The following is a 15,368-nucleotide window of genomic DNA, read 5'->3' on the forward strand; positions in this document are numbered from 1 at the left end:
CCATGCGCCTCAAGCAGGTCTCGCTCTCGGCGGCGATATCGCTCGTCGCGGGGCTGACCACTGCGACCGTCGGTCTCACCGGCTCCGCCGCCTGGGCCGACAGCACGGCGGCACTGCCGCTGTCCCACTTCGCGCACATGCTGGTCGACACCGCTCACCAGCACATCTTCTTCAGCCAGGGCGCCGGTTCGAGCGGCATCGTGGTGACCGACCTGTCGGGCAACCCCGTCACCACCCTCGCGGACGAGCCCGGCGCCACGGGTCTGGCGCTGTCCGCCGACGGCGGCACGCTCTACGCGGCCCTCGCGGACGGCGACGCCGTCGCCGCCATCGACACGGCGAAGCTCACCGAGTCCGCCCGCTGGACTACCGGCACCGGCAGCGCTCCGGTGTCCGTCGCCGTGGCGGGCGGCAAGGTCTGGTACGCGTACACGGACTCGGGCAAGGGAGCCATCGGCTCGGTGGACCCGGCCGCCTCCGAGCCGGCGGCGACACCCCAGCCCTCGATGTCCTCCTGGCGCGGCGCACCGCTGCTCGCGACGGGCGGCGGAGTGCTCGTGGCCCAGGAACCGGGTCAGAGCATCAGCCGGGTGGCCACCTTCGACGTCTCCTCGGGGACGGCGTCGCCCAAGGCGGACATGGGGGTCTATGTCGGTACGGCCAGCGGGCTCCAGGTCGCGGGCGACGGCAGCAAGGCGCTGTTCGCGGGTCCGAAGCAGGCCGCGCTAGTGGCCTTGCGGACCTCGGACCTCATGGACGCCGGCCCGCCCGTCTACTACACCGGCGGACTGAACTCCGCCCCCGACTCGCTCGCGCTCGGCGCCGACGGTTCGATCGCCGTCGGGAGCAACCCGGCCTCGGCTGCCGGCCTGTACTTCTACGGGGGCTCCAACCTGGCCGAGAACCACATAGCCTTCCCGTCCGGCACCACCGTGGCCGCCGACGGTCTCCAGTGGGGCGCCGACAGCGCCACGCTCTACGCCGTCACGCAGGACACGTCGGGTACGCCGGGGAGCTACACGCTCAACGTGCTGAACGCGCCCAACCACACCGACACCCAGCTCTCCCTGGCCTACCCGCGGACCGCGTACCCCACCCAGCAGTACACGATCACCGGATCGCTGAGCACCAAGGGCATCGTCCCGGCCGGAGCCGCGCTCGCGGTCACCCGCGACGGCACGCCGCTGCCCGATGCCACGGTGGGCAAGGACGGCTCGTTCTCCATCAGTGACACCCGGCCGCAGGAGGGCGCGTACACCTACCAGGTGTCGTACGCCGGCGACGCGACCCACGGCGCGGCGCAGACCTCGATGACGCTGAACCTGACGAGGCTGTCGACCTCCATCCCGTACCCGGACTTCACGGCGGCGACACCCGGTTCGGTGGCCTTCACCGGCTCGCTGATGACGCAGTTCGGCCTCGGCAGCCTCCCCCAGGGCACCACGGTCCAGGTGTCCAGGACGAACGAGGACACCCAGCAGACGACGCAGCTCCCGCCGGTCACGGTGGACCCGGCCACCACCGAGTTCACCGTCGAGGACGCCCCGCACACGGCCGGGCAGTTCACGTACCACCTGTCGTACGAGGGCGACGTCACCCACCAGCCGGCGTCCGCCGACGTGTTCGCGAAGGTCTCCCCGTACGCCCCGGCCCTGACCCTGAAGGCCCCGAAGACCGCGACGCGCGGCAGCGCGCTGACGTTCGGCGGCACCCTGAGCGACGCGCCGTACGACAGCGGTGAGACGGTCACCGTGACCCGCACGGACGCCGCCCACACGACCACGCCCGTCAAGTGGACCGCGCCCCTGGCCCCCGACGGCACCGTCACCATCAAGGACACGCCGACCATCGGCGGCACCGTCACCTACACGATCGGCTACGCGGGCGACGCCTCCCACCAGGCGGCCACCGCGTCCGCGATCGTCCAGGTGTCCCGTGCCGCGACGGCCCTGTCTCTCACGACCGACGCGTCCTCGTACGCGTACGGTGCCACGGCCACGGCCACCGCCCACCTGGGCACGACGTACAACGGCCGTACGGTCTCGATCTACGCGCAGCCCTACGGCGGCACCAAGACGCTGGTCAAGACCGGCACCGTGGACAGCCACGGCAATCTGACGGCCACCTACAAGCTCAGCCACAACACGGCGTTCACGGCGTCCTTCGCGGGCGACTACCAGTACGCCCCGGCCACGGCGAGCCACACCGCCTACGACCAGGCGAAGGTCGCCGAGTCGCTGAGCGGCTACTACACGAGCACCACGTACAGCGGCATCACGTACCGCGTCTACCACCACACCGCCAAGCCGGTGGTGGGCGCGACCGTGACGCCCGGCAAGTCCGGCCAGTGCGTGAACTTCCAGGTCCAGGAGTACTACAGCAGCGCCTGGCACACGCTCTCCACCACGGGCTGCTACCACCTCGACTCGCACAGCGTCGCGGCGGTGCAGCTGACCCTCACCAACGCGGTCAACCAGAAGTTCCGGGTGCGCTCCGAGTACACGCACAGCACTTCGGACAACACCAACCTCAGCACGTGGGGCGGCTGGGCCTACCTGACGGTCAGGACCTGAGCCACGCCCCTCTTCGCCCGGGCGGGGCCCGGGTTCGGCTCATCCGGGCGAAGAGGGGCCCCAGCGGCATGTGGGCACAGGTGTTCCACTCCCCGACATCCGGGAGGCACCTTCCCGTGGGTGCTGCTGCATCCACACTGCATCACAGTCGCAGCATGTATAAACAACTTCCCTCCCCCAGGCGGGTCGTCCTCGCCGCGGCCGTGGCCGCGGCGGCCCTTTCCCTGCCCGCCGCGGCAGCGCTCCCGCAGGCCGCGGCGTCGGCGCAGACGTCCGTCGGCGAGAAGTCCACGCTGACCGCCGACCGGACGTCTGTGCACTGGGGCGACGTGGTCACGTTCCACTACTCCAACAGGCCAGGACATACCGGGTCCGTGCCGGCCACGGCCACTCGCTGAGGACTGCGGCCGGCACGGCCCCGAGCCGGTCAGGTTCCCGGGAGCCGCTGGCGGTAGGCGTTCAGGCCCGGGCTCGTCCTGGTCGCGAGGAACTCGACGATCCGGTAGTCGGCCACCTTCTCGACCGCGAACGGATCGGTCGCCACGAGGGCCTCGATGGCCGCGCGGTCTTCGCCGACGGCGACGATCACCCCGCCGTCGCGCGGTACCTTCCGCCCCGAGGCGATGAAAACCCCGGCCTCGTACTGCTTGTCCAGCCATGCCACGTGATCCGCCATGAGGGCGTCGAGGCGCTCGACAGGGGCGGTGTAGGTGAGTTCGAGTACGAACATGGCTGCCAGCCTAGGGCCTCTCGTTTGGATCGGACCCCGCTCCCTGATCCGGCCTGATCCAAACGAAAGACCCTGGTGCCGCGGCAGGCAGCGTTCGCCCGCGTGGCTCCCCGTGACCCGGATCACTTGCCGCAAGTGCAGCGTGAGCCGTGTTCCAACGCCTTTTAAGGGGTGTAGACGACCGGCGAGAACAGGGACAGTGCGGATGGAGCAGGGCCGAGCCCGTGAGTTCGACGAGTTCGTGGCTGCCCGCTGGTCGGCGCTGGTCCACCTGGCCCGTCTGCTCGTCGGAGGCGACCGGCACCAGGCCGAGGACCTGTTGCAGGAGTCCTTGGTGAAGCTCTGGTTCGTCTGGCCCAAGGTCGCGGACGACGCACCGGAGCCGTATGTCCGCAAGGTGATGGTGCGCGCGGCGGCACGCTCGAGACAGCGGCGCTGGTGGGGGGAGCGCCCCGTGGAGCAGCTGCCCGAAGGGGCCCTGGCCTGCGATGTGTCCGCGGACGTGGCGGAGCGTTCCCGGCTGGAGGCCGCGCTGGCCCAGTTGTCGCCGAAGCAGAGAGTGGCGGTGGTGCTGCGCTACTACCAGGACCTGCCCGAGCGGCAGGTGGCGGAGGCGCTCAGGTGCCCGGTGGGCACGGCCCGGTCCCATGCCTCACGGGGTGTGGCGCGGCTGAGGCAGCTCCTGGCCGAGTTGAACGAGCCGGTGCGGTGAAGGAGAACCACATGGATCACTTCGAGCGGCAGCTGGCGCACATGATGCGCGACACCGAGGCGCCCGCACCGTTCGAGCCGAAGCACCGGGAACGTGTCTGGGCAGGGGTGCGTGTCCGCCGTCGCCGGCGGGCCGCGCAGAAGGCCGTCGGCTCCGTCCTGGCCGTCGCCGGCCTGGGTGTCGGGCTGTTCCTGCTGCCCGGCCACGCGTCCCCGGCCGAGCCGAGCCACCCCGGCCCACAGCCCGCGACGAACCCGTCGCCCTCCGTCCCGCCCGTGACGCCCGATGTGTCCACGAGCTTGCCCGCGGTCCCGGACGCCACCACCGGCTCCGCTCCCCCCGCCACCACGCCACCGACCACCTCCACGCCACCGGTCACGACCGGGAGTTCGTCCACGGCCACCGGGACGCCACCGGGGAGCACGGTCGGCGCGTCGCCACCCGCGACCTCGCCTCCGCCTTCGAGTACGGCGACCGCGGCGAACGCCCCGTAGACCGCTCCCTCCTCGCTCATCACGCCGTCACACCCGTGCGCACCCGCGCCCCGCGTGTCTTCAGCCTGCTTCGCACCAGATCGCAAAAAGGGACAAACGTAGTAACCCAGGTTCGCTCGAGCCGACGCCACGCTGCTCGGCATCGCGGCCCTGGCATCCGGCTCATACGCGGGCTACGCCCTCTTCGAACTCGGCGTCCCGTAACCCACGGCGCCAGGAATGGATGCCCGATGACCACGACCCTGCCCCTGGACAAGCAGCCGGCCACGCGTCCGGCACCCCACGCTCTCGCACGGGATCCGTCTCCCGCACGAAACCCCACCGGCGCCTCCGGTCCGCGGCGACTGCTGGACCGGCTGCCCCCCACGGACCTCGGGGTGCTCCGGCTCTACCTGTTCACGCGCCTGGGGCTGTGGCTCGTCGCGTACTGCACCGCCTGGCTGTCCCCCGCCGGATCCGACACCAGGGCACCCGCCTCATGGCTGTCCCGCTGGGAGCAATGGGACTGGGTGCACTACCAGCACATAGCCCAGTACGGCTACTTCGGCCCCTTCCCGGGAATCGACCCCGCGTCCGACAACCGGGTGGCCTTCTTCCCCGGTTTTCCCCTCCTGCTGCGCGCGGTGCACACCCTCATCACCGACTGGGCCGTGGCCGGTCTGCTGATCTCCCTGGTGAGCGGGGCGGTGGCCGTCGTAGCCCTGGGCAGGATCGCCGGACTGGACCGACCCGACAGCGCTCTGGCGGGCCGACGGGCCACGAGCTTCCTGCTGCTGTCGCCCGCCGCCGTGTTCCTGGCGGCCGGATACACGGAGTCCCTCTTCCTCGCGTTCGCGCTGCCGGCCTGGCTCGCGGCGAAGAACCGCGACTGGCCGGTCGCGGGCGTTCTCGCCGCCTTGGCCACCACCACCCGGATCAGCGGCCTGTTCCTGGCCGCCGCGATCGCGGTCGAATGCGTACTGGCCCGGGACGGGCACCGAGGGCGCGGCCTGTGGCGCTCCCTTCCCTGGTGTGCCGTGCCCGCCGTGCCCGCCGCGGCCTACACCGCCTACCTGCGGGTGAACACCGGCGACTGGATGGCCTGGAAGCACGCGGAGGAACGCGGCTGGTACCGCGACTTCCACACGCCCGCCGAAGCGTTCGACAACACCTGGCGCAACGCCTTCGACCACCTCCAGAGCCCCGGGTACGCCTGGGAGTTCCAGCTCGAACTGGCCGCGATGGCGGCCGGAGTCCTGCTGCTCTCCTTCCTCCTGCTCCGCCGTCGCTGGCCGGAAGCCGTGTACATCGGGCTCAGCCTCTGGGCCCTGGGGACGTCGTACTGGTACCAGTCCGTCCCTCGCGCGACCCTGCTGTGGTGGCCGCTGTGGACCGGTCTGGCCCACTGGAGCCTGCGGCGCACATGGGTGAAGGAGGCGTACGTCGGCGTGGTGACTCCGCTGATGGTGGTGCTCGCGGTGACGTTCACCTCGGGCCGCTGGACCGGCTGACACGACCGAGCCTGCGCTCCGGCCGGCGGTCGGTCGCCGACGCCGACAGGGCACGCAGCGCCTCCCGAACGCCCCGGCCCCGAATCTGCACATCGAATACCCAGCCGCGGCACAGGGGTCGTGGGATCTGCACAAGAACGCGCCGGAAAGCACTCGACCGGGGCGGAATGTCAAGTCGAGTACTCATTGCAACGACTCCAACCACCCTCGTGTCCATATGGCTTGTAGAGAAGCTGCCCCCAAATCGTGTTCGGGTCTGCACGGATGCAAAGGCCGCACCTTTGACTGCCCGGGTGGACAGCTGACTTGGCTGGATTCTCGGCGTGGCCCGTGATTGCATCCGTTGCGCTGTCGGGGTCGCGCGAAGGTTCCCGGAACTGGATGCCATACGCCTGCAGCTGCGGCTCGTCGATCGATCCCACTTGAGCCGCTCCCCTTGCAGCACATTCATACGAAGGGAAGTCCCACCATGAATTCCGCTCCCCAGATTCAGACCGTTGAGATCTCGGACGCTGAGCTCGACGGCGTCTCCGGCGGCCTCGCCCCGCACGCCGGCATCGTCGCCGGGCCGACGGCGGTCAGCGACTCGGATGTCCTGGCTCAGGCCGGCGCGTTCAAGAGCGAGGCCCTGGGAGCCCTCGGCCAGTACAACCAGGTCGGCGTGTACGCCTCCTTCTGATCGGTGTCCTCGGCGACCTCGGTGACCCGGGTCGCGCGTGCCGGGTGCTTGAAGAGGTGAGGGCCTTCTGGGTTCCGGTGTGGATTGCGACATCCACGCCCGGCACTCAGGAGGCCCTCGTGTTTCCCGGCTGCTCGGGCAAGCCCCGCTCCCGGTTTGCGAGCCGATCTGAAGGAGTCGATCCTGAGGATGAGGCATGCCGACCGATCGTATGGACCGAGCACCAGGGCAGTGGGGTTCGCGGCGCCCGCGGCCTGAACAGGGAGCGGGATCCAGATGAGGCTTGTCGTCGATCTCAACCGGTGCCAGGGATACGCCCAGTGCGTCTTCCTCGCCCCGGACGTCTTCGCCCTGCACGGCGACGAAGCGCTGCTGTTCTCCCCTCGCTTCGACGAGGCACAGCGTGAACGGGTGGAAAAGGCTGCTGCCGCCTGCCCGGTCCAGGCCATCCTTGCCGACTACTCCGATGAGCCGACGAAGCGGGTGGAGCCCCATGCCGGCTGACACGGGCACCGAGGCCCTGCGACGCCAGGGCCGCATCGTCGTCGTCGGTGCCTCGCTCGCCGGTCTGCGTGCGGCGGAGACCTTGCGCGACAGGGGCTTCACCAGATCGCTGACCATGATCGGCGACGAGCCGTATGAGCCCTACGACCGGCCGCCGTTGTCCAAGCAGGCGCTGCTAGGGCGGGCGCGGCCCGAGGACACCGCGCTGCCGCGGCGACGCGACATCGACGCCGAATGGCGCCTGGGCGTCGCCGCCGCGGGTCTGGACCGGGACGCCAAGCGGGTACGCCTGGCGAACGGCGACACCGTCCCCTACGACCGCCTCCTGATCACCACCGGGACCAGAGCGCGGCCCTGGTTCAACCCGGAAGAGGCCGCGCTGGACGGGGTGTTCGCGCTGCGTACCCGCGACGACTCCGTACGCCTGCAGCGGAAGCTGGCCGGGGGCGTGTCCCGGGTGCTGGTGATCGGCGCCGGTTTCACGGGCTCCGAAGTCGCCTCCGCCTGCCGTGAATTGGGTCTTGAGGTCACCGTCGCCGAACGCGGGCCGGCCCCGCTGGTGGGCGCACTCGGCGGAGTGATCGGCGCGGTCGCGGACGGGCTGCAGCGCAAGCACGGAGTCGACCTGCGCTGCGGCATCAGCGTCACCGCCCTCGAGGGCGACGACCGGGGACGACTCAGGCGCGCCCATCTGTCCGACGGTTCGGCACTGGACGTGGAGGTGGCGGTCGTCTCGCTGGGCGCCGTCCGGAACACCGAATGGCTCGCCGGGTCGGGGCTGGCCGCGGGTCCCCGCGGGATCGCGTGCGACGCCGGATGCCGGGTGTTCGACGTCAATGGCATCGTCACCGACGACATCTACGCCGCCGGTGATGTCGCACGCAGCACCCACCCGCTGTTCGACTACCAGTTCCTGTCGCTGGAGCACTGGGGCAACGCGGTCGAGCAGGCCGAGATCGCCGCCCACAACATGACCTGCGCGGTTCCCGAGCGCCGTCCGCACCTGTGGCTGCCGATGTTCTGGTCCTCCCAGTTCGGTGTCAACATCAAGTCGGTCGGGGTTCCCTCCCTCGGCGACCAGATGGTCGTCGCCCAGGGGACGCTCGCCGAGGAGCGGTTCGTCGCGGTGTACGGGTACCGGGGCCGCGTCATCGCCGCGGCATCCTTCGACGGAGGCAAGTGGCTGGGGTTCTACCACGAGCAGATCGCATCCGCCGCGCCGTTCCCGTCGGAGTACCGCCTGGTCGACCGCCGGACCGAGACGCTGCAGCCGATCGACCCGGCCTTCCCCGACCCTCATCTGCCCACCCACGGGGCCACGGTCACGCTGACGGGTCACTCACCGAGCGAGCGGCGCGTCGAGTTCGTCGTTCCGTCTCATGCCTGATCACCGGCCCTGTACCGCTCAGAGCCCCGAGGAGACGCCATGACGCCCGGCCCCATCTCCGCACAGATCGTCGATTACGCCAATCGAGCCGATCCGTACCCGCTCTACGCGGAACTGCGCAAGACACCGGTCAGGCGGGAGGACGACGGCACCTACCTGGTGAGCACCTACTACGAGGTGCGGAACCTGGCCAACGACCCGCGGTTGAGCAACGACACGCGCAACCGCCCGCCGGGCTACGCCCGCACGGCGGACGCGGAGGACACAGGGCTGCCGCCGAGCTTCATCTTCACCGACCCGCCGGTGCACGACCAGCTGCGCGACACCATCAACCGGCCGTTCGGTCCCCCGCACAGCCCCAGATTCCTCGACGGCCTGCGCGGTGACCTGGCCAAGACCGTCACCGAGCTGCTCGACGCCTTCGAAGGCAAGGACCAGGTCGACATCGTCGAGGACTTCGCCTACCCCCTGCCCGTCACCGCCATCTGCAAGGTGCTCGGCGTGCCGCGCGAGGACGAACCGCGTTTCCACGGCTGGGCCGATGCCCTGGCGTCGTCACTCGATCCACAAGCCGGCGAGGAGGGCCAGAAAAAGGGACAGCAGGCGCGCCAGGACCTGGGCGCCTACCTGTCCGACCTGATCGAGACCAAGCGCCGCCACCCCGGCCCCGGGATTCTCAGCGCGCTCGCCCCCGACATGACACCGCAAGACCTGGAGGCCACCGCGGTGCTGCTCCTGGTCGCCGGCCACGAGACCACCGTCAACGCGATCACCAATACGACCCTGACCCTGCTGCGCCACCCCGACATCCTTGACCGGTTCCAGAAGGAGCCGGAGCTGGCCGTCCCGCTGATCGAGGAATTGCTGCGGTACGAACCCCCGGTGCAGTTCGTCCCGTGGACCACCGCCCTGGCCGACATCGACGTCGCCGGCACCACGATCCCAAAGGGCTCGCCGGTCTGGCTCATGCTGGCCGCGGCCAACCGCGATCCCAAGCGCTTCAAGGACCCTGACCGGTTCGATCCCGACCGCAAGGACAACGAGCACCTGGGCTTCTACACCGGCATCCACTACTGCTTCGGCGCCCCCCTGGCCCGTATAGAACTCCATCTGGCCGTCCCCGAACTGTTCCGCCGGGTCAAGTTCTCCCGGCTGCTCGAAGACCCGCCGCCGTACCGGGCCAACGCGGTGTTGCGCGGCCCCCGTCACCTTCCCGTGGCGATCGAGGGCGTCACGGCCTGAGCGCCGCCGAAGCGATGCATCGCCCACTTGGCGCGATATCCGGCTTCGCCGGACGGGCCGCCTTCACCGTGGTTCCCCGCCGGGGGGCATGGCTGTGCGCAGGGCGGTCACCTGGGTTCATGGGTGGCCGGCCTACGGGGAGGGCCCGGCGAACGGAGACGGCCTCACTCCTCACCGCGGTACCGGAGCCGGCCCGCGGTCAGCTGTCGAAGCCGCCGTCACCCTGGAGCTAAGCCGCCTTGGGGCGCGCCGGACGCGTGCCCGGGACGGGCTCCTGCGCATCCTCGGGCAGGAAGTCGTCCTCCCCGAAGTCCGGGGCCTGGAAGGGGTTTGTCGCCGGAGGCGGCGATGCCGCAGTGGGACGGCGGGGTTGCCATTCCGGAGCGGAGAACAGTGATGTCGAGTCGATGAGAGGTCTCGCTTTCGTTACAGGCCCCTGAAGGGGCCTGGCGTGCCATGACCGGGCACGGCGGTCCTACAACTTGGTCATCTTGGCGTACGGGCTCAAGATCCGCATCTGTTCCGCGCCGAAATCCACGAGCGCCGCGATTCCGTCCTCGATGCCGATCACCCGGCCGAGGCCGTAGGTGTCATGTGTGACCAAGTCGCCCATGGCGAAGTGCTTGGGAGCCGGTGTGACCGGGGCCTTGAAGGGGCTGGTGGGCAGGTGACGCTTCGGTGCCGCAGGCTTTGTCATGGCTCAGTATGAGCCCATGTCCACCCCGCTCGCTGTGGTCGTGGGCACAGATCTGGAGGGGATCAACCGCGTGACGCCGCTGACCTGGGGTTTCAACATATGGCGAGGCTAAATTCGACCGCAGGTCCGCTTCGCCGACAGTGGCTGACCTCTGCTCCGGCACGTACGGCACGAGCCTCGGCCGGGGGCAGCCATCCACGATGGCGGGTCTTTATGGTGCCCCTCGTCCTGCTGGACGGTTCAGGCGCCCGCGGCCGTGACGACGGCGTCCGTGGCGAACCCGAGCAGCAGGCCGATCAGGATGCACCAGGTGGTCAGCGTCTTCAGCCCGGACCTGCGTGCCACCGCCAGAAGTTCGATGACCACGTAGAGGATCGAACCGGCGGCGAGGCCGAGGAAGGCGATCGAGAGGGTGTCGTTGACGAGGTGCTGGCCGACGAGCGTGCCGGCGAAGGTGGGGCCGCCGCCGATCAAGCCGAGCCACAGCAGGGTGAGCCAGGACGGGCGTTCGCCCTCTGCGGCCAGGGGGGCGACGATGCCGAAGCCTTCGGTGGCGTTGTGCAGGCCGAATCCGACGATCAGCAGAAGGGCGAGGGAGAGCTCGCCCTTCGCGGCGGAGTTGCCGATGGCCAGGCCCTCGGCGAAGTTGTGCAGGCCGATGCCGGTGGCGATCATCAGGGCGAGCGAGCCGGCCTGGCTGCGGGTCCGGGGGGCCAGCTCGGCCGTGGCGGCGGCACCGGGCCCGGCGGGGCGTGCGGCGGTGGTCCGGCGGCGGGTGATCCAGGCGTCGTAGTGCACCAGACCCGCCAGCCCGATCGTCAGGCCGGCGGCCAGGGTGGCACCCCCGGAGGCGACCGTGCCCCACTCGTGCTTGCTCAGGGACTCGTCGACAGGCTCCCAGGCGTGGGCCAGAACGTCCCACACGAGGAAGACCAGGATGCCGATGGCCACGGCGTTCAGACCCGCCTTGAGACGGGGCGTGGGCCTGCGCAGGCGGCCGATGGGGAGGCCGAGGTAGATGGTGAAGCCTGCGATGGCGCCGAGCAGAGCGATATTCGCGCTGGACATGTGGAACTTCCTGGTCTGACGTGCGGGAACACGCCAGAAGCTAGGGGAGGTAAGGCTTGCCTAACAACCCGCGTGGTTCCGATTTCAAGGAAGCTTGGTGAAGTCGTTACCGGGCGGAAATAGCGGGGCCCGGTGCCCGGCCGCGGGTACTCGGGTGCTTTTGACCAGAGAAATAGTCTTTTGGCGATTTCGCCCGGCTTTATTAGCGATATGATGGATCCGTGGGACTGGATCACGCCTCGTTGACCACTCTCGCCGCCCTGGGCGACGATCTGCGCCGCCGCATGTTCGACTTCGTCCGGCAGGAGCGGCGGCCGGTCACGCGCGAGGAGGTGGCCGCAAGCCTCGGGATCTCCCGCAAGCTGGCCGCGTTCCACCTGGACAAGATGGTGGCGGTCGGCCTGCTCCAAGCGCACTACGAATCCCCCGCAGGGATGATCCACAAGGTCGGCCGCAGGCCCAAGGTCTACGAGCTGGTGGCCGAGGCAATCGCGGTGAGCATCCCCGAGCGCCGCTACGGAATGCTCGCCGACGTCCTGACCGAGGCCGTGGTGACCGAGGCCAGGGGCGAATCGGCCCGCGACACCGCGCTCCGCGTGGCGTATCGGCGCGGGGAGGCCCTGGGCAGCGCCGAGCGGGAACAGGCACGTCCCGGTCGGCTCGGTGCCGAGCAGGGGCTCAGCCTGGCCGCCGACACACTCCAGAAGTTCGGCTACGAGCCGGAGCGTGCCGCACCCACCCTGCTGCGGCTGCGCAACTGCCCCTTCCACCCCTTGGCGGCCAAGGCCCCGGAACTGGTCTGCGCTGTCAACCAGGCTTTCCTGGCCGGCTATCTGCACGGCCTGGGAAGCGACAAGACCACAGCGGTGCTCGCTCCGCGACCCGACGCGTGCTGCGTCGAACTCCGCGCGGACGGCGTGGCTCAAGGCCCCTCGGAACCCCGAACCGCCTGCGAGCGGTGAGCCGGCGCAGAGCCTGCGGCCCGGAAGCCTCCGTCAGCGAGGTGGCGTGGGTGCTCGCCGTCGATCGGGGGCTCGGCGAGCGGGCCCCGCCGGGCCGAGGAAGCGCCTCGATTCAAATGCTCACCGGAGCATGCCATGGCTACAAAGATCTATATGCACCGGGCTTCGGCTCCCACGGAACCGGAAGCGCGGCACACCGTGACGCCAGGGTCGTCCGCCTCCGACTGGGGGCTTCTGCTGATCAGGCTGACCTTCGGACTGCTGATGGCCGGTCACGGCGCTCAGAAGCTGTTCGGGCTTTTCGGGGGAAAGGGCCTGACGGCAACCGGTAATGGATTCGCAGCACTTGGATACCACCCCGGAAGGGTCTTCGCCCTGGTCGGCGGACTGTCCGAATTCCTCGGCGGCCTCGGTCTGGCCGCAGGACTGCTCACCCCGCTCGCGGCCGCTGCCCTGATCGGCGTGATGATCAATGCCATGGCCACCGTGACCGGTGCCCATGGTCTGTGGGAAACCCGCGGCGGCGTGGAGTACGGCGTCTGTATCGCTGTGGTCGCCTTGGCCGTCGCCATGACCGGTCCCGGCCGGCTGGCCGTTGACCGGTTCTTCCGCTGGGGTGCCGGCGGCTGGGCCGAGGGTGCCTTTGCCCTGGGCCTCGGCGGAATCGCTGCCGCCGTCGTGCTGAGTCTGTGAACCGTCCGATGCCGGTGAACGGCTGGGAGTCACCATGAACTCCACACACCCCGCCGAAGCCCGCGGTATGGGCGCGCCCCTATGGGCACGATGAGCGCTACTTGTGCTTCTCGCCCCCCTGGCCGCCGCCTGCCCGCCGGTGCGGTCCGGGCGGGTGACGTTTCGTGCGGCCCGTGCGCTGGGGAAATGCCGGGTCCGCTGCCGGGCAGGCCAAGGAGGACCCTCCGCCCGCGCCGGCGCCCCAGCCCACCCCGGACCTCTCTCCGTGCCGTTCGTGACTCCCCCCGCGGGCGGCACGGAGAGGGCCGGGGCCGGGGCCCCGACCACTGAACGGGGTCCCGGCCCCGAGACACCCCCATGGGACCGGCGGCGCCCGATCCGTACCCCGGTTCTGCCTGCCCCGCGTGACGCCCAGGCGCCGCGGTGTGCTCCTTCTGGCATGAGTGCGTACCTCCGTCTGCGCGCGGTGCCGCCCCCGGCACTGCGCAACAGCGCGACCTGGCTTGAACGACTTTTCGAGGGCGACGCGGAGACCGTCCGGCGCTGCCGGGACCAGGAGCGCATCTACGCCGGAGCTTCTCCGTGTCCCCTTGTCCTGAGCCGTCCCCGGACCCAGGTGGTGCTCGGCGGTCTGCCGGTGTTCCGTGCCGACCGGCACAGCACGTCGCTCCCGGTACTGACGGCGGCCCAGGCCCGCCGGGTGGCGGGGTTCCTCGCGGCGGCCGACTTCGAGGCGCTGTGGGAGACCGCCCGGGACGAACTGCCGCCGCGATAGGTGGCGTGATCGCGGAGCCCGAGACGAGGGGCGTCTTCGCGGCGGCGCACCAGGAACTGAGGGCGTTCTGCGCGCACACGGCCGAGTGCGGAGACGCGGTGGTGAAGTGGCTGTCGGAGGCGTGAGTTGTGCGTGAGGTGTAACAGTTCCGGCCCGCCGCGCTCTGTCCATGCGGGCGGCCGCGTCGGCCGGCCGGGACAGGGGACACGACTCGTGCAGTGGACGAACGGAAGCGGCGGAGCGTACGGAGACGATCCGTACGGTGGTGCCGGGTACGCGTATGCCTACGGCCACGAGGGGTACGAAGGCAACGGATACGGCAGCGAGGTCCACGGCCACGAGGGGTACGGCGGCGACACGGCCACGCTGCCCTGGGACCCGGTGCGGTTCACGCAGTGGGCGCAGCCCCACCCGACGGCGTGGGACGCCGCCCACGGCGACGTCCTCATGCCGGCCCCGGAGACCGAGACGCAGCCCAACCCTTTCATGCCGGTACCGGAATCCGGGCCGGGCCCGGATTCGCCGGAGAGCGAGTCGGCGCGGCCGGTCTTCGTGGACTCCTCGGGGCGACGTCAGCGCCTCGTGCAGCGCGCGGCGCGTCTGCTGGTGATCCCCGTCGGCGGCTACGTCGCCCTGCTGGTCAGCACCATGCTGGGCGGCCCCGGCATCAGCGCCCCGTTCGTCCCGCAGGCGGGTGCCGACCATACGGCCACGTCCCGGGCGACCGCTCCCGGCTCCCCGCCCGGCACCGGCCACTCGACGGCGAGCGCGGGCCCCACGGCGACGTACGAGAACTCCGGTCCGGCAGGGCGGCGGACGACCCCCGGTGCGACCGTCCGGCCGGTGGCCTCGACCGTCCCCGCGGCCACGTCCGGGTCCACCGCGGCGCCCACCAGGGCCATCTCCCCGACGGCCACCGCCACCCCGACCCCGCCCCTCCATGGGCGTGCCCGCGGGACGTCCCACAAGCCCGTGAAGTGACCCAAGGCCCTGACGTGACCGATCGCCGCAGCCGTACTGTTCCCGCCCACCGCCGCAGCCGCCAGATCACCCCCCGCACCCATTGGCTGATGCTGAGCGTGCTCGCGGTGACCTTGTCGACGGCCCTCCTGCTGCAGGGCTACACCCACCACATGTTCGGAATCACATCGGACGACGTGACCGGTGCCGGCGGACACAGCGAGGCGGTGCCCGCCCAGGTGAGCCACGGCGGCCCGGTGATCGCGAACGCCGCCGGGGCCGTGCACACCGCACGGCCCCAGGATCACACCATCGCTCTCACCTTCGACGACGGCCCCGACCCCGTCTGGACGCCGCGCATCCTCGACGTGCTGCGCCGCAACCATGTGCACGCGACCTTCT

17 protein-coding genes are annotated in these 15,368 nt (G+C 70.4%); 13 read left to right on the forward strand and 4 right to left on the reverse strand.

The genetic code is table 11. The annotated features are described in order from the left end of the window. Positions 1-2: 2 nt before the first annotated feature. Positions 3-2,573, forward strand: a complete 2,571-nt coding sequence (locus tag ABZ845_RS29680; RefSeq protein ID WP_360985805.1) for a hypothetical protein — start codon at positions 3-5, stop codon at positions 2,571-2,573. A 155-nt stretch (positions 2,574-2,728) separates the two neighbouring features. Further along, positions 2,729-2,971, forward strand: coding sequence for a hypothetical protein (locus ABZ845_RS29685; RefSeq protein ID WP_360985808.1), 243 nt, complete (start codon positions 2,729-2,731; stop codon positions 2,969-2,971). Positions 2,972-3,000: 29 nt separating this feature from the next. Here the strand turns inward: ABZ845_RS29685 and ABZ845_RS29690 are convergent, their stop codons facing one another. After that, positions 3,001-3,303: a YciI family protein gene (locus ABZ845_RS29690; protein ID WP_360985811.1), complete on the reverse strand. Its 303-nt coding sequence runs from the start codon at positions 3,301-3,303 to the stop codon at positions 3,001-3,003. 205 nt (positions 3,304-3,508) lie between these two features. Between ABZ845_RS29690 and ABZ845_RS29695 the strand changes: the two genes are divergently transcribed. Further along, complete coding sequence (locus tag ABZ845_RS29695) at positions 3,509-4,015, forward strand: SigE family RNA polymerase sigma factor (RefSeq protein ID WP_360985814.1); 507 nt, start codon at positions 3,509-3,511, stop codon at positions 4,013-4,015. A gap of 16 nt (positions 4,016-4,031) precedes the next feature. Here ABZ845_RS29695 and ABZ845_RS29700 read toward each other — a convergent pair whose 3' ends face one another. Then, the gene (locus ABZ845_RS29700; protein WP_360985817.1) at positions 4,032-4,529 is read right to left on the reverse strand and encodes a hypothetical protein; all 498 of its coding nucleotides are present in this window, start codon (positions 4,527-4,529) and stop codon (positions 4,032-4,034) included. A 210-nt stretch (positions 4,530-4,739) separates the two neighbouring features. Between ABZ845_RS29700 and ABZ845_RS29705 the strand changes: the two genes are divergently transcribed. From ABZ845_RS29705 to ABZ845_RS29725, 5 genes are all read left to right on the forward strand, one after another. Beyond that, positions 4,740-5,999: a mannosyltransferase family protein gene (locus ABZ845_RS29705; RefSeq protein WP_360985820.1), complete on the forward strand. Its 1,260-nt coding sequence runs from the start codon at positions 4,740-4,742 to the stop codon at positions 5,997-5,999. A 469-nt stretch (positions 6,000-6,468) separates the two neighbouring features. Beyond that, positions 6,469-6,678: a hypothetical protein gene (locus tag ABZ845_RS29710; protein WP_360985823.1), complete on the forward strand. Its 210-nt coding sequence runs from the start codon at positions 6,469-6,471 to the stop codon at positions 6,676-6,678. A gap of 276 nt (positions 6,679-6,954) precedes the next feature. Further along, positions 6,955-7,182: a ferredoxin gene (locus ABZ845_RS29715; RefSeq protein WP_360985826.1), complete on the forward strand. Its 228-nt coding sequence runs from the start codon at positions 6,955-6,957 to the stop codon at positions 7,180-7,182. Then, positions 7,172-8,569 (forward strand): FAD-dependent oxidoreductase, encoded by a 1,398-nt coding sequence (locus ABZ845_RS29720; protein ID WP_360985829.1) that lies wholly within the window; start codon positions 7,172-7,174, stop codon positions 8,567-8,569. The genes ABZ845_RS29715 and ABZ845_RS29720 overlap by 11 nt, the downstream gene beginning before the upstream one ends. A gap of 39 nt (positions 8,570-8,608) precedes the next feature. Then, a complete protein-coding gene (locus tag ABZ845_RS29725) occupies positions 8,609-9,811 on the forward strand; it encodes a cytochrome P450 (RefSeq protein ID WP_360985832.1) in 1,203 nt (400 codons plus the stop codon). 475 nt (positions 9,812-10,286) lie between these two features. Here ABZ845_RS29725 and ABZ845_RS29730 read toward each other — a convergent pair whose 3' ends face one another. Next, complete coding sequence (locus ABZ845_RS29730) at positions 10,287-10,508, reverse strand: hypothetical protein (protein ID WP_360985835.1); 222 nt, start codon at positions 10,506-10,508, stop codon at positions 10,287-10,289. Positions 10,509-10,748: 240 nt separating this feature from the next. Continuing rightward, positions 10,749-11,576, reverse strand: a complete 828-nt coding sequence (locus ABZ845_RS29735) for a ZIP family metal transporter (RefSeq protein ID WP_360985838.1) — start codon at positions 11,574-11,576, stop codon at positions 10,749-10,751. 221 nt (positions 11,577-11,797) lie between these two features. Between ABZ845_RS29735 and ABZ845_RS29740 the strand changes: the two genes are divergently transcribed. The 5 genes from ABZ845_RS29740 to ABZ845_RS29760 all read left to right on the forward strand — a co-directional run. After that, a complete protein-coding gene (locus ABZ845_RS29740) occupies positions 11,798-12,538 on the forward strand; it encodes a helix-turn-helix domain-containing protein (RefSeq protein WP_360985841.1) in 741 nt (246 codons plus the stop codon). Between the two features lie 153 nt (positions 12,539-12,691). After that, positions 12,692-13,231, forward strand: a complete 540-nt coding sequence (locus ABZ845_RS29745; RefSeq protein ID WP_360985856.1) for a DoxX family protein — start codon at positions 12,692-12,694, stop codon at positions 13,229-13,231. Between the two features lie 439 nt (positions 13,232-13,670). Beyond that, complete coding sequence (locus ABZ845_RS29750) at positions 13,671-14,006, forward strand: hypothetical protein (protein ID WP_360985844.1); 336 nt, start codon at positions 13,671-13,673, stop codon at positions 14,004-14,006. Positions 14,007-14,219: 213 nt separating this feature from the next. Continuing rightward, positions 14,220-14,987 carry a hypothetical protein gene (locus ABZ845_RS29755; RefSeq protein ID WP_360985847.1) on the forward strand — a complete coding sequence of 256 codons (768 nt, stop codon included), beginning with the start codon at positions 14,220-14,222 and terminating at the stop codon, positions 14,985-14,987. A 14-nt stretch (positions 14,988-15,001) separates the two neighbouring features. Beyond that, positions 15,002-15,368: polysaccharide deacetylase family protein (locus ABZ845_RS29760; protein ID WP_360985850.1), on the forward strand; the 367-nt coding region annotated here is incomplete at its 3' end.

It is taken from the genome of Streptomyces sp. NPDC047022, from assembly GCF_040644155.1.
Classification (GTDB): domain Bacteria; phylum Actinomycetota; class Actinomycetes; order Streptomycetales; family Streptomycetaceae; genus Streptomyces.

Bases quoted from the DNA above. Each gene is read 5' to 3' on its own strand.
- ABZ845_RS29745 (WP_360985856.1), top strand. From the start codon at position 12,692: ATGCACCGGGCTTCGGCTCCCACGGAACCGGAAGCGCGGCACACCGTG.
- ABZ845_RS29700 (WP_360985817.1), bottom strand. From the start codon at position 4,529: ATGAGCGAGGAGGGAGCGGTCTACGGGGCGTTCGCCGCGGTCGCCGTA.
- ABZ845_RS29690 (WP_360985811.1), bottom strand. From the start codon at position 3,303: ATGTTCGTACTCGAACTCACCTACACCGCCCCTGTCGAGCGCCTCGAC.
- ABZ845_RS29725 (WP_360985832.1), top strand. From the start codon at position 8,609: ATGACGCCCGGCCCCATCTCCGCACAGATCGTCGATTACGCCAATCGA.
- ABZ845_RS29730 (WP_360985835.1), bottom strand. From the start codon at position 10,508: ATGACAAAGCCTGCGGCACCGAAGCGTCACCTGCCCACCAGCCCCTTC.
- ABZ845_RS29685 (WP_360985808.1), top strand. From the start codon at position 2,729: ATGTATAAACAACTTCCCTCCCCCAGGCGGGTCGTCCTCGCCGCGGCC.
- ABZ845_RS29735 (WP_360985838.1), bottom strand. From the start codon at position 11,576: ATGTCCAGCGCGAATATCGCTCTGCTCGGCGCCATCGCAGGCTTCACC.
- ABZ845_RS29695 (WP_360985814.1), top strand. From the start codon at position 3,509: ATGGAGCAGGGCCGAGCCCGTGAGTTCGACGAGTTCGTGGCTGCCCGC.
- ABZ845_RS29705 (WP_360985820.1), top strand. From the start codon at position 4,740: ATGACCACGACCCTGCCCCTGGACAAGCAGCCGGCCACGCGTCCGGCA.
- ABZ845_RS29750 (WP_360985844.1), top strand. From the start codon at position 13,671: ATGAGTGCGTACCTCCGTCTGCGCGCGGTGCCGCCCCCGGCACTGCGC.
- ABZ845_RS29720 (WP_360985829.1), top strand. From the start codon at position 7,172: ATGCCGGCTGACACGGGCACCGAGGCCCTGCGACGCCAGGGCCGCATC.
- ABZ845_RS29715 (WP_360985826.1), top strand. From the start codon at position 6,955: ATGAGGCTTGTCGTCGATCTCAACCGGTGCCAGGGATACGCCCAGTGC.
- ABZ845_RS29710 (WP_360985823.1), top strand. From the start codon at position 6,469: ATGAATTCCGCTCCCCAGATTCAGACCGTTGAGATCTCGGACGCTGAG.
- ABZ845_RS29680 (WP_360985805.1), top strand. From the start codon at position 3: ATGCGCCTCAAGCAGGTCTCGCTCTCGGCGGCGATATCGCTCGTCGCG.